Annotated in this window: 8 protein-coding genes; 6 read left to right on the top strand and 2 right to left on the bottom strand. The window is 47.9% G+C overall.

All coding sequences use genetic code 11. From position 1 onward, the window contains the following. A complete protein-coding gene (locus FN831_RS01360) occupies positions 1-3,366 on the top strand; it encodes a glycosyl hydrolase (protein ID WP_246101276.1) in 3,366 nt (1,121 codons plus the stop codon). A gap of 86 nt (positions 3,367-3,452) precedes the next feature. After that, positions 3,453-4,307, top strand: a complete 855-nt coding sequence (locus FN831_RS01355) for an oxidoreductase (RefSeq protein ID WP_142526398.1) — start codon at positions 3,453-3,455, stop codon at positions 4,305-4,307. A 57-nt stretch (positions 4,308-4,364) separates the two neighbouring features. On the opposite strand, the gene FN831_RS01350 is transcribed toward FN831_RS01355, so the two are convergent. Together FN831_RS01350 and FN831_RS01345 are read right to left on the bottom strand one after the other, a co-directional pair. After that, positions 4,365-6,686, bottom strand: a complete 2,322-nt coding sequence (locus FN831_RS01350; protein ID WP_142526397.1) for a DUF5703 domain-containing protein — start codon at positions 6,684-6,686, stop codon at positions 4,365-4,367. 3 nt (positions 6,687-6,689) lie between these two features. Beyond that, positions 6,690-8,126, bottom strand: coding sequence for a sialate O-acetylesterase (locus tag FN831_RS01345; RefSeq protein ID WP_221931230.1), 1,437 nt, complete (start codon positions 8,124-8,126; stop codon positions 6,690-6,692). A 161-nt stretch (positions 8,127-8,287) separates the two neighbouring features. On the opposite strand from FN831_RS01345, the gene FN831_RS01340 reads away from it, so the two are divergent. The 4 genes from FN831_RS01340 (at position 8,288) to FN831_RS28040 (ending at position 20,458) form a co-directional block, all read left to right on the top strand. Further along, entirely contained in the window at positions 8,288-11,056 is a 2,769-nt protein-coding gene (locus FN831_RS01340) for an alpha-d-galacturonidase (RefSeq protein WP_142526396.1), read from the top strand. Between the two features lie 71 nt (positions 11,057-11,127). Next, entirely contained in the window at positions 11,128-12,696 is a 1,569-nt protein-coding gene (locus tag FN831_RS01335; RefSeq protein ID WP_142526395.1) for an MGH1-like glycoside hydrolase domain-containing protein, read from the top strand. Positions 12,697-12,724: 28 nt separating this feature from the next. Beyond that, positions 12,725-14,077 (top strand): glycoside hydrolase family 28 protein, encoded by a 1,353-nt coding sequence (locus FN831_RS01330; RefSeq protein ID WP_142526394.1) that lies wholly within the window; start codon positions 12,725-12,727, stop codon positions 14,075-14,077. A 6-nt stretch (positions 14,078-14,083) separates the two neighbouring features. Continuing rightward, positions 14,084-20,458, top strand: a complete 6,375-nt coding sequence (locus FN831_RS28040; protein ID WP_246101274.1) for a glycosyl hydrolase family 95 catalytic domain-containing protein — start codon at positions 14,084-14,086, stop codon at positions 20,456-20,458. Positions 20,459-20,548 lie beyond the last annotated feature (90 nt).

Raw genomic sequence — 20,548 nt, 5'->3', positions numbered from 1 at the left:
ATGAGTAAAATGTTAAGACATCAGCGTTCAGTAACTGGCATCATCTTGTTGATCATCGCCTTGATCCGGATGCCTGTGCATGGGCAGAAGATAGAGAATTCTCCATTGCCGCCCATGTTCTCTGCAGAGGCCAGGCAATCTGCAAAACCCTGGGTATTCTGGTACTGGATACAGGCGGGCGTATCCAAAGCGGGTATCCGCGCAGACCTTGAAGCAATGAAAGCTGCGGGCATTGGCGGAGCGTATTTGATGCCGATACAGGGAGCAGCTAAACCGCCGGTATTTGCGCCGGCAACAGAACAACTGAGCCCCGCATGGTGGGAGATGATGCGTTACGCATTTCAGGAGGCTGCGAGATTAGATTTACAGATCGGCATGCACGTAAGTGATGGTTTTGCACTGGCCGGTGGCCCCTGGATCACACCTGAACTTTCTATGCAAAAAGTGGTGTCCAGCCAGCTGACTGTAAGGGGAGCTAAACAGAGAGGCAGATCAGAACAAGATCCACAGCAGATTAAGCTTCCTCAGCCACAAAGCAAAGAGAATTTTTACAGGGATATTGCGGTCTACGCTTTCCCGGCGCAGGAGGGCAGTGAAAACTCATCGGGAAACTTAAAGCCTAAAGTCACGACCAGCCTGAAGGTTAAAACCAAAGAAGCGGAGGCGCTGAGTGCTTCAACTTACAGTGTTGATGCCAAGCCTGTTCCTGCATTTAAAACAGATCAGCCCTGCTGGATACAATATGAATTTGACCAGCCTTTTACCTGCAGGAGCATCACCATCCGTACAGGCGGAAATAATTATCAGGCACATCGCCTGTTTTTGGCAGTGAGCGATGACGGGAAAACTTTCAAACCGCTGGGGCGGCTCCAGCCTCCGCGCCATGGCTGGCAGGATACGGATGCCGATGTTACCCATTCGATCATCCCCGTAACGGCAAAGTTCTACAGGTTTACCTATGATCCTGCAGGGTCTGAACCCGGAGCCGAAGACCTCGATGCAGCGAAATGGAAGCCATCGCTCAAACTCACAGGACTGGAATTATCCTCAGCACCAAAAATCAATCAGTTTGAAAGTAAAAATGGAGAGATCTGGAGAGTAAGCGAGCGCAGTACCGCAGAGCAGTTGCCTGCATCATCCTGTGTTCCCGCTGCGCAGATCATCAGCCTGAGTAAAAATCTTTCAGCGGATGGTGTCTTAACCTGGAAAGTGCCTCCGGGAAAATGGACAATCTTAAGGATGGGACATACTTCAACCGGGCATACCAATGCTACAGGTGGTGGAGGTGCCGGGCTGGAAGTTGATAAATTTAACGCAGCAGCGATCAAACTACAGTTCAGCTCCTGGTACGGAGAGGCCATCCGGCAGGCGGGGCCGGAACTGGCAAAAGAGGTGCTGCGGGTTTTCCATGTTGACAGCTGGGAATGTGGCAGCCAGAACTGGTCGGACGTATTTCCTGCGGAATTTAAAAAGAGAAGAGGGTACGACTTATTGCCCTGGTTGCCTGTGATATCAGGCATTCCTGTACAAAGCGCAGAAAAGTCGGAATTGGTACTGTACGATATCAGGAAAACGATTGCCGAACTGGTAGCGGATACATTTTATCAAACCCTGGCCGAGCTGGCTAAAGAAAAAGGCGTGGTATTTACGGCTGAAAGTGTAGCGCCGACGATGATGAGCGACGGCATGCTGCATTATCAAAAGGTGGATATCCCCATGGGAGAATTCTGGCTCAACAGCCCCACACATGACAAGCCAAATGATATGCTCGACGCGATATCAGGCGCGCACATCTACGGGAAAAACATTGTACAGGCCGAGGCTTTTACCACGGTAAGGATGGCCTGGAATGAACATCCCGGGATGTTGAAGACTTTACAGGATAGAAATTATGCTTTGGGAATCAACAAGCTTGTATACCATGTGTTTGCGCATAACCCCTGGGCAGACCGCAAACCGGGTATGACGCTGGATGGGGTGGGACTTTATTTTCAGCGCGACCAGACCTGGTGGAAACCTGGAAAAGCATGGGTAGATTATGCTGCAAGGACCCAGCTCTGGCTCCAGAAAGGCAAACCTGTTACAGATATTGCCGTATTTACGGGCGAAGAATATCCCCGCCGGGCTTTGCTTCCGGAACGGCTGGTAAAAACACTTCCGGGAATTATTGGTGAGGAAGCGGTAAAAAGAGAGGAAGCGCGGCTGGCAAATATCGGACAGCCTTTAACCGAATCTCCTGCGGGAGTGCGCCATTCGGCAAATATTACCGACCCTCAGGACTGGACAGATCCGCTGCATGGCTATGCCTATGATTCTTTCAATCCTGATGTGCTGATGCGGGCCACGGTAAAAGATGGAAGGGTAGTGTTCCCTTCGGGAGCAAACTATGCCTTGCTTGTTTTTCCAGTTGGTAATCCCATGGATCCGGCTGGTACCAGTTTATCATCAGTACTGAAGTCAAAAGTAGAGACGTTGAAAAAAGCAGGTGCTAAAATCTACCTCACCGCGGATGAAGGTGCATATCAGGAAAGCAGCTTTGAAAAACTGGGCATTGCAGCAGACGTGCTGCTGAAAGATGATACAGGTGCCGAGGCTAAAAGGATCGCGTGGAATCACCGCAGAAGCAATGAAGAAGATATTTATTTTATCTCCAATCAAGAGGAGCATCTACGCAACATAAGTGTATCTTTCAGGGTAATGGATAAATTCCCTTATATATACGATGCTGTTAGTGACCGTATACTGGGCGTTAAAAAAATGACTAGGGCTGCTGACAGAATCATTATTCCGCTGAGGCTTGAAGCCAATGCCGCGGTTTTTGTGATCTTTAAGGATAGCAAAGTACATGCTGAGATTTATGCTGCTGATTTTAAGACCCTGCAGGCCCTGCCATCTGTGTGGCAGGTCTCATTTGATCCCGCATACGGCGGCCGCAAACAGCCGGTTCTGTTTAAGGAACTGGCAGACTGGTCAGAAAGTACAGACTCGCTGATCCGCTATTACTCTGGTACAGCGGTCTACAGGCAATCCCTTCAGCTGAATAAAATCCCTGCCGGTAAAATATGGCTGGACCTGGGCAGAACAGCAAACATTGCAACAGTAAAGGTAAACGGAAAAGAGGCAGGCACGCTCTGGACAGCGCCATTCAGACTGGATATCAGCGGACTGCTTAAAAAGGGCGAGAACCATATTGAAATAGCAGTTACCAATACCTGGGCAAACCGCCTGATAGGAGATCATCGGCTGCCTCAGGCACAACGTATCACGCAAACCACGGCGCCTTACCGTTTGGATGGGCTGGCTTTACAGGAAGCCGGATTGCTGGGGCCGGTGAAGTTGCTGACAGAGCAGCCGCCATCCTGGTAAAGAAACAAACAATTTACAAAATTCTGAGAACACGTTAAAAGTATTGCTGTTATTCACGGTAACTAAAATTACTAAATAACAACATTATGGGAAATACAAATGCACCCGTTTGGTTTATCACCGGATGTTCTACAGGTTTCGGCAGGGAGATTGCCAAATTGATACTGGGCAGAGGCTGGAACGCCGTGATTACGGCCAGAAAAACAGACCAGATCAATGATATTGCTGAAGGATATGAAGATACTTCACTGGTGATTTCATTGGATGTGACAGATCAGGACCAGATTGCATCGGCAGTGAAAGCAGCTCAGGAAAAGTTCGGCAAAATTGACGTACTGGTAAACAATGCCGGTTACGGATACTTCAGCAGTATTGAAGAAGGTGAACAGGAGAAAATCAGGGCTCAGTTTGAAACAAACTTTTTTGGATTGGTGAATATGATCCAGGCAGTATTGCCTGGTATGCGCGATAAAAAACATGGCCACATCATTAACTTTTCATCAATCGGTGGCCTGAGGGCATTTACTTCGACCGGGTATTACCATGCTACCAAGTTTGCGGTAGAAGGATTATCTGAATCATTGTCGCAGGAAGTTGGCCCGCTGGGGATCAAAGTATTGCTGGTTGAACCGGGACCCTTCCGTACCGACTGGGCCGGGCGTTCTACCTCGCGTACACCTACACAAATCGCAGATTACGAACCTACCGTTGGTGCAAGAATGACCGCCAGTCAGAACAGCAGCGGTAAACAACAGGGAGATCCGGTAAGGGGATCAGAAGCAATCATCAAAGCTGTGGAAGCTGAAAATCATCAGCTGCGTTTATTGCTGGGCGAACCTGCTTATAAAATGGCTCTGGAGAAAGTGGACATGATGCGGGAAAACTTTGAAAGCCTGAAAGATCTGACGATCAGTGCAGATTTTCCTTTGGCTGAGAGATAAGTCAGTTGAATTTAAATAGCCTCCGGTGATCATTATGGAATGAATACCGGAGGCTCTTTAATCCAGCAGGATGACCACATCTTTTCTCCGGCTTTCCGGGGTTACCTTCAGATCTTCCACCCGGCCATTTCGTAATACTGCCTCAACAGTGGTTTGATACGGCGCATGCAGTTTGAAATGCGTATCCCATTGTTTAGGCCAGGCCGGAAAAAGCATAATCTTTTTACCATCGGTCTGCATCAGCATCTCCTGCATACCGGTCATTCCCGATCCGCCCCAGTTATGATCTGGCACCCAGTCGAACCCTGGCCCCCAGAATGCAGGAAACCTGCGCCCTGAATCTTTCATTTTCAACAGGATCAGCCTTTCTGCTTCCTTTGTGAGGCCAAGCCTGGCCGCAAAAATATGATCCTGTTTCCAGCCCACATGGCTTCTGAATTTCAGGGCATCGCTATCATACAGATACGTATTGCGCGCTGTATCCAGTCCCGGCTTGCCTGTACCAAAAATCCCCCAGGGGAATACAGGATATAGCTGAGGGCTTTCCGTGTTATTTATCCTTTCCCAATGCGCAGCAGGCGATATCGTTGGATGTCCCTCGAAATTGCGGAAGCTAATGGGAGGTATGCTGCGGAGCATGGCCGACCACCGTTTTTTCTTTTGCTGGTTCAGCAGTCCATCCGGCAGTTCCAGCAGCCGGCCAAGGAGGGTTTTAAGCCCTGCGATCGTGGAACTTGCATTGTAAGCCATTTTATAAGTTTCTGCACCTGAACCCGGGTATAAAACCAGGTGCCCATCTGCATCCAGTGATTTGCTTCCTCTCCGGAGGGCAAGGTAGCGGTAGTGTGCATCAAAGAAATCAAGACAGTTTTCTATCAGGGGCATGTATTTCCTGATGTCATGAGCTGCATAACGCTGGCTTTCAAGGATCATCATGCAAAATTCCAGTGCCGTATCCCATTCATATTCCAGCCAGGCATTATATTCCATTCCCCGGTCGTAACCTGCCGGGCGTTTCCATCCGTATTCTGCAGGATTAGGCAGCCCGAAATTTTCCAGCTGCTCTGTAAACGAAGCGCCTTCATGGTTCCAGTAAAAACGCGTACGGCGCCGGGCATTATTTAACGCATTCAGATAAAAATCAAACTGGGGCTTCATCAATTCTGCGTCACCACTTTTGAGCATCGGCCAGTAGACCAGGCGCTGGTTCTGGGCAGTATGCGTACCACCTCCCCAATTCCGGAAATCGGGCGTAAAACGATAGCTTGAATCAACCTGAACCGGATCATAGGTAAACAGGCCGCCGTTGAATTTGGTGGGCAGTTTGCCATAGGCATTGCAGCCCAACATATAGCGGAAAAGCTGGTAATTCCGTGCGATTTGCCATTCTGCTGAGCCGGGTTTGGCATTGATGTATATAAAGCTTCTGTTCCAGTACGCGTTCCACCATTTTATGGTTTTCAGGGAGTTTGATTTTTTGCCTGCGGCTACCACAGCGGCCAGCTGCTCCTGCCAGGCTTTTAAGCCTGAGGTTTGTGCAGTATGCAGTATTAATTGCATTTCCAGCTTTTTGGAGGGACGGATTGATGTTAATTTCCAGCCGCGAAAACCGGTATTTAAGTATTTGCCATCAGATATGCCCGAGGGTTTTAAGCCTGTTCCCCGCATCATTCCCCCAAACGTGAGATTTTGCAGCGGATTTTGCAGTGAATCTTTAATGCTTTCCAGTCCCTGTTGTTTTACAGCCGCATCAAAAACGGTATTTTTCTGGTTGCGGTGATAAAAGAGAATACTGTTTCCTGAAAAAGAGATCTCGTCCCTGAATGTTTTTACATCTCCCTGCGGCGCCCATTTCCAGGAGTTGCTGTTGTTCTCTTTGCCTGTGATGGCCCGGTCTTCCGTTCTCCAGCTCTCATAGGCAAAGGTAGCACTGATCGCTTTGCTGCTGCTGATTTCCACCTTTACCAAAGGCTGAAATACATCTGTCCAAATTTTGATATCTGCCGATAAATCCCCGTTTGCACCCTTAATCTGTACATAGCCATCTTTAAGCACAAGCTCCTGCCTGAAGGTTTTTCCTTCGAAGGGGTTAGGGCTTAAAGTGATCCTTACCCGGCCTAACTTTAACAGCGCGTTATTCTCGTCGAACGTCCCGCTCCGGGCAATGTAAAAAAGCAGTTCTCCTTTTTCTACCCAAACATTTAAGCCAATATCTCCGCCTCCGCAGGGCATCGAATCGGCAGAACTGCTGCTTTGCGAAGTCCAGACCGGGTTGTAATCACTGATGACCAGACTGGACGGCAGGGGCTGGCCCTGAGCCGATAGGCTATAAGTCCACAATGCAGCACATACGATCACGCTGAAGAGTATATTCTTCATTTTCTACCAGTTATCAGTACGGAAAGAAGAGGCGGGCAGCCCTTCAGTGTTGTAAAGCTGTCCAAGCACAAAATCCTTAAAGGCATATCGTACCGCTGCAGGGCTGGCTACTTCAGGCGCAGACACGACTACGTTTTCTCCCTTAATCACCGCTTTGGCAGGATAAAAAACCTTGTCAGCCCCTGCAATCTCAAACTGCGTAAGCTCCTTTCCGAAGGCTGTTAAGCCGTTTCCTGCATGGGCAAATTTTACGGAAATGCTGTTCCCGCTGATCTCGAGCGATTGATATGCGGGGCTTTCTGCACCAAATCCTTTTAAGCCGTAGGTATTTGCCAGGGCCAGCAGCGCCAACCGTTTTCCTCCCGCTTCCTTATTCACCGGGTGGATACTCTTTTCTTCGCCAATGTCCATCAGTACAGCCATCGCCGAACCCGGGATTACTGAAACCGACTTGCGCTGTACTTCGCGCAGGTAGGCAGAATTATACTTCCCGCCATCCAGGTTTGGGGGCAGCTGTTTGTAATTGTAAGGGGCAATCTGTGCATAATAGAAAGGAAAATCGTTCTTCCACTCGGTACGCCATTCCTTAACCAGTGCCGGGAAAAGTTTCTCATACAGGTCTGGGTCTTCGTAGTTGGATTCTCCCTGGTAAAATATCGCTCCCTTTACATTAAAACCGGTAACAGGATGGATCATGCCATTGTACAGCGTGGTTGGGGTTCTGCTCGCAAGTTTAATGGTATCTTCTTTAGCGGGGATTTTTATCGAGGGGAACGCTTTCAGCGTTGCGGCCGACATCCAGGCCTGTGCAGAAGAACCACTGTAACTCACATTGACCAGTCCGATGGGTATGTCCAGCATCTCCTGTAACAGTTTTCCGAAGATATAACCGGTGGCACTAAAATTTGATACGGCCTCTGGCCCCGCAATTTTCCATGCTGAGGGTTTGCTGTTTTCCTGTTCTGTAGTGATGGAAGAACGGGGAACGGTATATAAACGAATATATGGATTGGCTGATTTTAGGATCAGGTCATTGGAACCCATAATGGGTTGTCCTTTGAACCCTTTCAGGGGCATCTCCATATTGGACTGACCAGTGCAAAGCCAGACTTCGCCAATCAGGATATTTTTAAGGATCAGCGGCTTGCCATTGCTTACCGTAATCTGATAGGCTTGTTTTGCCGCGGCAGGGGTATTGATCCTGACCGTCCACTTTCCCTCGCCGCTGGTGATTCCGCTGTAGGTTTTATGGTTCCATGAAGTAGTGACCAAAACCTTGTGTCCGGGTTGATCCCAGCCCCAGATATTTACCGCTTCTTTTTGCTGCAACAACATATTGTCGGTAAAGATAGAGGCCAGCTTTGTTTGTGCTGCCGCAGTATTCAGCAGGGCAAAACAAAAAAGTAAAAGCAGGAGCATACGGCTTTTGATCGTGTTCATGAATAAATTTATAATTGGTTCAATAATGTTATGAATTTAACAAAGCTGTTATAGGATCTGAAGTTTTTGACAACATTGTATATGATTTTGTGAAAATACTATAAATGAATGGCAAATAATGAGAGGATATTTGAATTAACCGCTATCTGCCAAATAAATGTATGAACAGAATACTGCTATTTTTTATTTTATATACATCCGGTATAACGCATGCGGCAACGGATCCGGAGAAAAAAATAAGTCCATCTCCTGCAAAAAACATTACAATTATTTACGCTGCCGGGGCATCTCCCAGGATCAGATATGGAATTGACCAGCTGGCGGCCACATTGCAGCTTCATCACATTAAAGTAGTTTTGCAGCCCGCCGAAAGGCTGAAAGCAGAACCGGTGCAAAGCAAAACCGGAACTGGGTACCGTACAATATTCATTGGTAAGTCTGCTGACCCGGTTATCCAGGCTACCAAATCGCCGGCAAATACGCATAAAGAAGGATTTTCGATTACCACAACCGGAGATAAATTGATCATCTCCGGAATGGACGATTCTGGGGTGCTCTACGGATGTCTTGAACTTGCTGAGCAAATCAGGCACACCGGTAAAATACCTGAAAAACTAAACTTAACTGATCAGCCTGAAATGGTACTCAGAGGTACTGCGATCGGACTTCAGAAATCAGATTACCTGCCGGGGCGGGATGTATATGAATATCCTTATACAGAAAGTACATTCCCCTGGTTTTATGATAAAAACCTATGGATCAAATACCTGGATATGCTGGTAGAAAACAGGTACAATTCATTGTACCTCTGGAACGGACATCCTTTTTCTTCACTGGTAAGGCTTAAAGATTATCCCTACGCCGTAGAGGTAGATGATGCCACCTTTAAAAAGAATGAGGAGATGTACAGGTTTCTGACCACAGAGGCAGATAAAAGGGGCATCTGGGTGATCCAGATGTTTTACAATATTATCATTCCCAAACCCTTTGCAGAGAAACATCATCTCAAAACACAGGACAGGAACAGGCCGATCATCCCGCTGATTGCTGATTATACGCGGAAATCGATCGCGGCCTTTGTAGAAAAATACCCTAATGTAGGTCTGCTTGTCGCCCTTGGCGAGGCCATGGAAGGAGTGGGGCAGGATGACGTGGACTGGTTCACCAAAACCATCATTCCCGGGGTGCAGGATGGCCTGAAAGCATTGGGGAGGACTGACGAGCCGCCGATAGTACTCCGGGCACATGATACTGATGCACCAAGGGTAATGAAAAGTGCCTTGCCTCTGTACAAAAACTTGTATACCGAAGCCAAATTTAATGGCGAAGCGCTCACTACCTATACCCCCCGTGGCAGCTGGGCCGAACTGCACCGCACACTCAGCGCAATTGGGACGGTACATATTGAAAACGTTCATATCCTGGCTAACCTTGAACCTTTCCGTTACGGATCTGCTGATTTTATCCAGAAATCCGTGCAGGCGATGCATCATACCTACCATGCCAATGGCCTGCACCTGTACCCTCAGGCTTCGTACTGGGACTGGCCTTATGCGGCCGACAATAACAAAGACCGTTTGCTGGAGATGGAGCGCGATTGGCTCTGGTACAAGGAATGGGCGCGTTATGCCTGGAAGGCGGGCCGTCAAAGGGAAGGAGAAATTAATTACTGGGGCGCACAGTTGGGCGATAAATTTGGTATGCAGCCCGAACATGGAAAAGAGATCCTGAAAGCGTACGAAGAATCCGGTGAGATCTCGCCCAAACTACTAAGAAGATACGGGATTACCGATGGCAACAGGCAAACACTGACTCTAGGCATGCTGATGACGCAGCTGATCAATCCCTTCCGTTACGGACTGTTTACGCTGTTGTATGAATCTGAAGCACCGGAGGGTGAAATGATTATTGAATACGCAGAAAAAGACTGGAAAAAGGAGAAACATATTGGCGAGACCCCGGTGCAGGTGGCTGCAGAAGTCGTAGCACATGGCGACAAAGCGGTAAAAGCAATTGAGCTGGCAGCGCCGTTTAACACCAGAAACAAAGATGAATTTGGGCGTGTACGGAATGATATGTATTGCTACCTGGAAATGGCCGCTTTTTATGCAGAGAAAGTGAAAGCTGCACTGATGATCCTGAGATACAAATATTCTGGCCAGCTGGCCGATCTTGACCTGGCGCTGCCACTATTGGAAAGCAGCGTCAGGCATTATGCCAAACTTACGGCACTTACCAATGAGACTTATCTGTACGCAAACAGCATGCAGACCAAACAGCGTAAGATCCCGATGCGGGGAGTAGATAAAACTTTTATCCACTGGAAGGAAATGCTGCCGGTATATGAAAAGGAACTGGCAAATTTTAAAAGACATATTGATTCGCTGCGCAGCCCTGCTGCTCAGCAGGCGGTAGCGCTTAAGCCTTTTAGAAATGCAGAGGTAACAATACTGAGCCCCATGGCCGGCACATATCTGATGCAAAAAGGAAGCCCTGTGTTTGCGGATACTTCTGCTGCAGTGACAGCATTTGCTCCTGAATTGTCCGGATTAAAAGGAATCATGCTGAATAAAGCAGAGCAGATCAAAAAGGGAACGGTACTGCAGTTTAAAACGGCAAGGCCGGTTAAGGTTCTGGTGGCTTTTTTTAACCAGAAAAGGCCTGATTATCTTGCAGCCCCTGAACTGGAAACTGATGCTTCGGCCAATAATTACGGGCAGGCAGAGGCTAAATTATCCAATGCCTTAATGATAGGCGGTTTTCCGCTTGCAAATATCCACACGTATTCTTTTCCTGCAGGAACACAAACACTTACCTTAGCTAAGGGTGCCTGCGCCATACTGGGGTTTATTGACGAACAGGAGAACATACATATCTATAATGCCGGCATCGACGGGAAGAGCAAAGATATCGACTGGTTATTTGAATAAAGATATCTATTGAATCATGATATCAAAATATAAAGACGTCAATAACGCTTTTAAAAAATTTATAAAAGTATATGATCATCAACCGAATTAAATATATAGCTGTTTGCCTGTTTGTTGTTACCGCTTACGCAGCGCAGGCACAGCAGGCAACAGAAAAAGGCTTTCTGATACTTGATCCCGGAATCATGAAGCAGGATATTTCCTACTTTAACTCCCTGGATCCGGAAGATGTAAAAAACTATGTCAGCAATGCTGATACCTATCAATGGTTATCCTCCCAGGTCCCGCTATTTGAATGCCCGGACAGTGCTATCCAAAAGATTTATTATTACCGGTGGTGGACGCTGCGGAAGCAATTGAAGCAAACACCCGGCGGATATGTGTTCAATGAGTTTATCACACCGATGAAACACGGCGGTAAATACAACGCGATCAGCAGTGCCCTTGGGCACCAGATCTATGAATCAAGATGGCTGCACAATAAGGAATTTGCAGAAAAATATATCACGTTCTGGTTGGAGGAAGACAAAGCAGCTCAGAAGCCCCATCTGCACAATTTCAGCAGCTGGATAGACGATGCGGTTTACAAACTGTACCTGGTAAATGCAGATCAGTCATTTATTAAAAAGAGCCTTCCGGCGCTAAACCTGGATTATCAGTTATGGGAAACCGAACGCCGGCTTCCCGACCATTCTTTCTGGCAGTATGATGTAAAAGATGCCATGGAAGAATCCATCAGCGGCTCCAGGAAGGAAAAGAATATAAGGCCCACCATAAATAGTTATATGTATGGTAATGCCGATGCCCTGTCAAAAATGGCTGCACTTACTGGCGTTGACAGCCTGTCACAAAAATACCGCGCAAAAGCACAGGAACTCAAAAAGATTGTTGTGGAGCAGTTATGGGATAAGGATGCTTCATTTTTTAAAGTGAAAAATGAAAAGGGCGGATTTTCTGATGCCAGGGAGGCCATCGGGCTGATCCCATGGTATTTTAACCTGCCTCCGGACCGTGCAGAATATGCCCGGGCATGGGAGCAGCTGACAGATACAGCAGGATTTTCCGCACCCTGGGGCTTAACTACCGCAGAGCGGAGACATCCCCTGTTCCGTACACACGGATCAGGCCATGGTTGCGAATGGGATGGGCCCATATGGCCTTTTGCTACTACCCAAAGCCTGAAAGCACTGTCTAATCTGCTAACCAACTATAAATCGAAGGCAAACATGTCTGCCGCTGTATTTTATAACGAATTCCATAAATACGCTCTTTCCCATGTGATGAACGGAAAAACGTATATCGGGGAATATCAGGATGAGAAAACAGGCGAATGGCTAAAGGGCGATAACCCGCGCAGCCGTTTTTATAACCACTCCGGATTTACAGATTTAGTGATCAGTGACCTCGTTGGGCTAAAACCCAGGGAAGACAATATTGTTGAGATTTATCCCCTGATTCCGGATCAGACCTGGGACTGGTTTTGCCTGGATAATGTGCTTTACCATGGCCGTCATCTGACCATCCTGTGGGACAGGGAGGGCAAGAAATATGGGAAGGGCAAAGGCCTTATCATTTTCGCTGATGGCAGGATGATCGGAAAGGCTGCCAAACTGAAACAGCTAAAAGTTAAATTAATATAATGTACAAAAGATGAATTGTTGCTACAGGATGAAACTTTTAAAAATTGCTGCTGTATGCCTGCTGATCTGTTCAGCATCAATGGCTTCTGCCCAGGATTATTATAATGTGCTGAAATATGGTGCAAAAAGAGACAGCAGCAAACTGGCGACGGCAGCGATTGCAAAGGCAATTGATGCAGCAGCCAGGCTTGGCGGAGGCACGATTTATTTTCCGGCAGGCAAATACCTCACCGGCCCGATACACCTGAAGAGCAATATTACGATCCTGCTTGATGCAGGGGCCGAACTGCATTTCAGTGATAATTTTGACGACTATCTGCCGATGGTGCGCAGCCGCTGGGAGGGAACAGATGTAATGAATTTCTCGCCGCTTTTTTACGGAGAGTATCTTGAAAATATCACCATTACAGGTCGAGGAACAATCAACGGACATGGCAAAAAATGGTGGGACTATGCCGAAAAAGAAGTAAAAAAATCACCCGGATCAAAATGGCAGGATGAATTTAAACGGCTGAATAAGGATGTGATTGCACCGGACCTTCCCGGATGGATAGAGCTGGGTTTTCTCAGGCCTCCTTTTATACAGTTCATGAACTGCAAAAATCTGCTGATCGAAGGGATAACAATCTGTAATTCGCCATTCTGGACAGTAAACCCGGAATTTTGTGAGAATGTAACGGTAAAAGGGGTAACGATTAACAACCCCATATCGCCCAATACGGATGGGATTAACCCCGAATCCTGTAAATATGTACATATCTCGGATTGCCATATCAGCGTGGGGGACGACTGTATCACGATCAAATCAGGTAAAGACAGGGCAGGCAGAAAAATGGCGATACCTGCTGAAAACTATACGATTACCAACTGCACGATGCTTTCCGGTCATGGCGGCGTAGTGATTGGCAGTGAGATGTCTGGCGGCGTAAAAAAGATCGCGATTTCCAACTGCATTTTTGACGGCACAGACCGGGGCATCAGGATCAAAACGGCAAGGGGCAGGGGTGGCGTAGTAGAAGATATCAGGGTAGATAATATCATCATGAAAAATATTGGCCTGCAGGCCATCGTACTGGATATGCAGTATGCCAAAACTAAAGAGGAGCCAGTGTCAGAACGCACGCCGGTATTCCGCAATATCCATCTGAGCAATATCACGGCACAGGCAAACGCGGCCGGATATCTGAACGGACTGGCAGAAATGCCGATAGAGAATGTCACTTTCAGCAATATCAATATTGATGCAAAAACGGGGTTCGTGATTAAAGAAGCTAAGCAGGTTTCATTTCATGAGGTACATATCAACACGGTAAGCGGGCCCGCCATCGAGGCAAAGAGCGTGAAAAAACTGAATATTGATGGCGTGATTAAGGACTATTAAAAGAAAATGAGATCTCTATTGCTGATTCCAGTTGTATTCACTTGCCTATGCCTGAGCAAGGTTAATGCGCAGCATCAGGATCGTCGTGGGGCAAAAACCAACCGGTTGCGCACTGCAGCTCCGGCCGACAACCGGTTGTGGTATAAACAGCCTGCGGTCAAATGGACAGATGCCCTGCCCTTAGGTAACGGACGCTTGGGAGCGATGGTTTTCGGTGGCACAGATACAGACAGGATACAGTTTAACGAAGAAACTTTATGGACAGGACGGCCAAGAGATTACACCCATCCCGGGGCAGCGGCATATTTGCCTCAGATACGTAAGCTCCTTGCAGAAAGTAAACAGGCAGAAGCAGAAAAACTCGCCGATGCTAACTTTATGGGCCTCCAAAGTCCCGCCGGTGACAGAAAAGCATGGACAGCGGACATGCTGGCCTTAAAAGGGATGGACGGAAATCCTGCTTTACCAGCGTATGATGACAGTAGCTGGAAAACATTGCAGGTGCCCTCTTTTGAGGGATGGGAAGCCGCGGGCCTCGAAGGGCTGGATGGGGCAGTATGGTTCAGAACAACTTTTATGCTGACCACAGAACTTGCTGCTGAAGACCTGGTACTGGATCTTAATAAGATCCGCGACCAGGATTTTACTTACATCAATGGAAAACTGGCAGGCGCTACTGATGGGAATGCTGTCAGTCGTAAATACCTGATCCCCGCCGGTACCCTCCGGGCAGGTAAAAATATAATTGCCGTTCAGGTACTCAATTTCTCTGACAAGGGAGGAATTGCCGGTTACAAAGACACCAGTAACCGCATCTCCATTCATCCGGCAGCCGGGAAAAGCGGCAGGGCGATCTATTTTGACAAAAAATGGAAATACAAAATTCAGGATCAGAATCCCCCCGAAGTGCCGCATTTCCAGGCAGACTATCAGCCATTTGGAGACCTCAGACTGGATTTTTTGCAGCATGGCAAAATTGGTAGTAGTGCCCCGGTAATACAGGGATACAGAAGGGAGCTCAATCTGAGCACTGCGGTTTCTACCACCACTTATACATCCGGGGGCATTATTTATACGAGGAAATACTTTGTCAGCCAGCCTGATCATGTGATTGTAGTTCATCTTACAGCCAGTAAACCCAGCAGCATCAGTTTCACTGCATCCCTGAGCAGCCCCCATCAGCAAAATCTGTTCCGCAGGATTGACGGCAGCACCATAGGTATGGCTGTGCAGGTAAAAAACGGAGCGCTAAAAGGGCAGAGTTATCTGCAGGCAGTTCTTAAAAAAGGGAAGCTAATGGTCAGTAACAGCAAAGGCAGTGCGCTGATGACGGTCAGCAATGCTGATGAAGTTATGCTGTACCTTACTGCAGGAACCAACTTCGTTAATTATACGGATGTTTCAGGTGATCCTGAATTACAATGCAAAAAAGTGATCGCCAACCTAAGGGGAAAAACTTTTGAAAATGTAATGCAGCGGCATCTTGCCGAATATCAGAAATACTACAATACCTTCTCTATTGATTTGGGTAAAAATGAAAACCAGCGGCTCCCTACGGATATCAGGTTAGCCCGGTTTAAAACGGCAAAAGATCCGGCCTTTGCCGCCCTGTTTCTCCAGTATGGCAGGTACCTGCTGATCTCCAGTTCAAGACCGGGCACCCAGCCCGCAAACCTGCAGGGGATCTGGAACGACCTGCTGGCGCCACCATGGGGAAGTAAATATACCACTAACATCAATGCAGAAATGAACTACTGGCCTTCGGAGGTATTGAACCTGTCGCCCATGCACGAGCCCATGTTCCGCATGATCGATGAGCTTTCTGCAACCGGCACAGCAACTGCAAAAGTACATTATAATGCAGCAGGCTGGGTGGTACATCACAATACGGATATCTGGAGAGGCGCAGCACCGATTAATTCTGCCACACATGGAATCTGGGTAAGCGGAGCGGCCTGGCTGACTATGGATCTATGGGAACATTTCCTGTTTACGCAGGACACAACTTTTCTCTCAAAGCGGGCTTATCCAAAAATGAAAGCTGCTGCGGAGTTCTTTGTTGATTTTCTGGTAAAAGATCCAAAAACAGGATGGCTGATCAGCACCCCTTCAAATTCGCCTGAGAATGGCGGGCTGGTTGCGGGGCCGTCCATGGACCACCAGATCATCAGGACGCTGTTCAGGAACTGTATCGCCGCTGCCGGTATTTTGCAGAGGGACACAGCCTTCAGTAAAATCCTTGAAGAAAAATATAAACAGATCGCTCCCGGGCAGATCGGTAAGTACGGTCAGCTGCAGGAATGGCTGGAGGATAAGGACGATCCCAAAAGCAACCACCGCCATGTGTCACATTTATGGGGCGTACATCCTGGAAATGATATGACCTGGGACGAGAGCCCTGAGCTGATGAAAGCTGCACGCCAATCACTGATTTACCGCGGAGATGCCGGTACGGGCTGGAGCCTGGCCTGGAAGATCAATTTCTGGGCGCGCTTTAAAGAAGGCGATCATGCAATGAAAATGCTGAAGATGCTGATCAGTCCGGTAGAAAAAGGCGGCGGGGCATACCTTAACCTTTTCGATGCACATCCCCCATTTCAGATTGATGGAAACTTTGGCGGAGCAGCCGGCATTGCCGAAATGCTGATCCAAAGCCATACCAAATACAAAGACCTGCTGCCAGCCCTGCCTGCTGATTTCTCTTACGGGAATGTGAAAGGTATTTGTGCAAGAGGTGGTTTTGTGCTGAACCTGAAATGGAAAGGACATGTTTTGCAGCGCGTTGAAATTTTCTCCAAAGCAGGAAAAGAATGTTGGCTGCGGTACAATGGAAAAATCCTTCATCTGCCTACCACAGCCGGCAAAAGTTATATGCTCAACGGGCTGCTTGAAAAGATAAATTCTAGGGCACAGGCGAGGGCTGAGGCAGAGCCTGCAGACAATGCCCTGAATGCGCCAAGGATAATTATTCCAATGAACGCAAACTGGAAAAGTATAGTGTCTGACAAAAACATCCATGCCTATGATGGTTTTGAGCAGCCCGGTTATGATGATGGCAAATGGAAGAAAGTGAGCGTACCTCATACCTGGGACAAATATGAAGGGTACCGCAGGCTGCTGGCAGGAAACCGCCATGGTTACGCCTGGTACCGCAAAACCTTCAGAACAGGTTTAAACAAAAAAGGCAAAAGGTTTTTCCTGTATTTTGAGGGTGTGGGATCTTACGCCACCGTTTTTCTGAACGGCAAACTGGTGGGCAAACACGCCGGGGGCAGAACTACCTTTACGCTGGATGTGACAAAGGCAATCCTGCTGAATAACCGGCTGAATACGCTCAGCGTTCGTGCGGACCATCCCGCGGGGATCCGGGATCTCCCATGGGTAGATGGGGGAAGCTCCGCCGAGCGGGGATTTTCTGAAGGATCGCAGCCAATGGGAATATTCAGACCGGTACAACTGATGGTAACCAACGACATCAGGGTTGAGCCTTTTGGCGTACATATATGGAATGATACCGCTGTTTCTGCACGTTCTGCTCAGATACAGATGACCACTGAATTGAAAAACTATGGATCGTATGTACAGCAGCTCAGGCTGCACAGCCGGTTGATAAATGCAGCAGGTGAAACAGTTGCTGCAGCAGAGATAAAGGTTTTACTGAAACCGGGAGAAACAGCTGTCATTCCGCAGCAAATGCTTTTGCATCAGCCTGAACGATGGTCGCCCGCCAATCCTTATCTCTATACACTGAAAAGCACGGTCATCCGGGGCAGCAAAATAGCTGATGAAGAACAAACCACCTACGGCATCCGCACGATCAGCTGGCCGGTTGGCAATACACCTGACAATAAGCGCTTTCTGATCAATGGCGAGCCCTTTTTTATCAATGGCATTGCAGAATATGAACACCTGATGGGCAACAGCCATGCGTTCAGTGCAGAACAGATCTATTCGAGGGTGATGCAGATCAAAGCGGCAGGCTTTAACGCTTTCAGGGATGCCCACCAGCCCCATAACCTGCGCTACCTGAAATACTGGGACCAGCTGGGAATCCTTTGCTGGACACAAATGGCAGCGCATATCTGGTATGATACGCCGGAGTTCAGGCAGAATTTTAAGACCCTGCTCAGGGAATGGGTAAAAGAACGCAGGAACAGTCCTTCGGTAGTTCTTTGGGGGCTGGAGAATGAAAGTACCTTGCCTGAAGATTTTGCCAGGGAATGCACGGCGATCATCAGGGAGATGGACCCCACTGCATCCCGCCAGCGTAAAGTAACGACCTGCAATGGGGGCAGGGGAACGGACTGGGATGTGCCCCAGAACTGGACGGGTACCTATGGCGGGGATCCAAAAGATTATGCAAAAGACCTGGAAAGGCAGGTGCTGATTGGTGAGTATGGTGCGTGGAGAACTTTAGACCTGCATACGGAAGGGCCATTTGTGCAAAATGGAGTGTTTAGCGAAGAGCGCATGTCGCAGTTGATGGAAACCAAGATCAGGCTTGCCGAAACTGCCAAGGATAAAACTGCAGGACATTTCTTCTGGCTGTTCAACTCACATGATAATCCCGGCAGGGTACAGGGGGGAGAGGGGCTCAGGGAACTGGACAGGGTTGGCCCGGTAAACTATAAGGGACTCCTTACTCCCTGGGAAGAACCGCTGGACGTTTATTATCTATACCGCGCTAATTATGCGCCGCGGCAGACATCGCCTATGGTATATATCGTATCACATACCTGGCCGGACAGATGGCTGCAGCCGGGGATAAAGGACAGCATTTCTGTATATTCCAACTGCGATGAGGTGGAACTTTTCAATGATGTGAATCACCTTTCCCTCGGCAGGAAAAAGAACAGAGGCAAAGGCACCCACTTTCAATGGGACAATGTTAGGATCGGTTATAACGTTTTATACGCCATCGGTTATGTGGATGGTAAGGCAGTAGCCAAAGATGAGATCATTTTGAGTCAGCTCCCTGTTGCCCCGCATTTCAGCGATTTTTATAAAAATTCTACGGCGCTTAAACCCGAACCGGGATATCATTATTTGTACAGGGTAAATGCCGGAGGGCCGGATTATACAGATCAGCTTGGGAATATCTGGCAGGCCGACCGGCAGAAGGATGCTCCTTCACATTGGGGTTCGAGCTCCTGGACTGCAGACTTTCCGGGAACACCGGCCTTTTTCGCCAGTCAGCGCAGAACGTTTGACCCGATCAGGGGAACGCGTGACTGGAAGTTATTTCAGGATTTCCGCTATGGAAGGGAGCAGCTGAAGTTTGATTTCCCTGTACCGGACGGAGAGTACCTGGTAGAACTGTATTTCACAGAGCCCTGGCTGGGGACAGGCGGGGGCATGGACTGTACGGGCTGGAGGTTATTTGATGTTGCCGTAAATGATAAGGTAGTGCTGAAAGATCTGGACATCTGGAAAGAAGCAGGCCATGACGGCGCATTAAAAAAAACTATCACCGTAAAAGTTAAAGGAGGGCAGCTCAGCATCTCCTTTCCACATGTGAAAGCTGCTGAGGCGCTGATTTCCGCAATTGCGATAGCAAGTAAAAACCATCTAATAAATCCCGCGCAAGCATCAGCTGCAATAGCAGACAGCTTATTCATTGATGGAAGTAAGCATCAGTTTTTTTCCTGGATGGACACGGGCGGTCAATTCTCCAGCCTGCCTGCAAATCTGTTTGGTGCAGAATGGGTAAGAATTGATAAAGGCAGGATGGTTTCATTTCAGATGACAGGTGATGCAGAGGTATATACAGCCTTACTTCAAAGCCCATCTGAAAAAAACCAGGCCTCAGCTGCTGAAGAAATTACAGGAACCCTTATCATTGATAATAAAGGCCGGCAGTTTGAAGTTACTAAAAAAAGGTACCCGAAGGGCAGCCGTGTAGAACTGACTGCAGGATCAGGACTTACAGTGCCCATGATCATCGCAGTAAACCCGGTAAACAGTCTGGCCCCTGCATTTGATTTAAAAAAAGCTGTCAGTTACCCGGCAGTAAATGCTTTTTCTGCCTCCAGGGGCATGATCAAAGCATCCCTGATGGGAAAAGAAAGACTAAAGTTTGAGCAGGATCAAGGGAGCTTTATTGAGTTTCAGATTGCTGTAGGGGTAGCCGACACCTATTCCCTGACATTAAAATATCATAATCCCTCTGCTACTGAGTTGAATGCCCGCATTGAAGTCTTCGCTTTGGACGGTACAGTGATGAAGAAACCGCAAATCATCAAATTAGCGCAAACCAAACCGGGAAAATGGAGTTATATCACTACAGATACAGGCACAATGATCAATGCAGGGACATATAAATTGCGTATATTTTCTGTCGATGCTAAAGATGTGAGCATTGACGGGCTTGAAGTTCAGTAAAATTAGCGTCATAAATCATTAGTTTAAAGTCGTTTAGAATCCGTAACTCGTATTTGACAATACGCTGATACAGATTTTGGCGAAGTAGTT

Source organism: Pedobacter westerhofensis (genome assembly GCF_900182595.1).
Classification (GTDB): Bacteria; Bacteroidota; Bacteroidia; order Sphingobacteriales; family Sphingobacteriaceae; genus Pedobacter; species Pedobacter westerhofensis.
The sequence above is the reverse complement of the archived record's forward strand: the minus strand, read 5'-3'. Positions and strand labels throughout refer to the sequence as shown.

Excerpts from the sequence above, each read along its gene's own strand:
- FN831_RS01360 (WP_246101276.1), top strand. The coding sequence starts at position 1 with ATGAGTAAAATGTTAAGACATCAGCGTTCAGTAACTGGCATCATCTTG.
- FN831_RS01355 (WP_142526398.1), top strand. The coding sequence starts at position 3,453 with ATGGGAAATACAAATGCACCCGTTTGGTTTATCACCGGATGTTCTACA.
- FN831_RS01350 (WP_142526397.1), bottom strand. The coding sequence starts at position 6,686 with ATGAAGAATATACTCTTCAGCGTGATCGTATGTGCTGCATTGTGGACT.
- FN831_RS01345 (WP_221931230.1), bottom strand. The coding sequence starts at position 8,126 with ATGAACACGATCAAAAGCCGTATGCTCCTGCTTTTACTTTTTTGTTTT.
- FN831_RS01340 (WP_142526396.1), top strand. The coding sequence starts at position 8,288 with ATGAACAGAATACTGCTATTTTTTATTTTATATACATCCGGTATAACG.
- FN831_RS01335 (WP_142526395.1), top strand. The coding sequence starts at position 11,128 with ATGATCATCAACCGAATTAAATATATAGCTGTTTGCCTGTTTGTTGTT.
- FN831_RS01330 (WP_142526394.1), top strand. The coding sequence starts at position 12,725 with ATGAAACTTTTAAAAATTGCTGCTGTATGCCTGCTGATCTGTTCAGCA.
- FN831_RS28040 (WP_246101274.1), top strand. The coding sequence starts at position 14,084 with ATGAGATCTCTATTGCTGATTCCAGTTGTATTCACTTGCCTATGCCTG.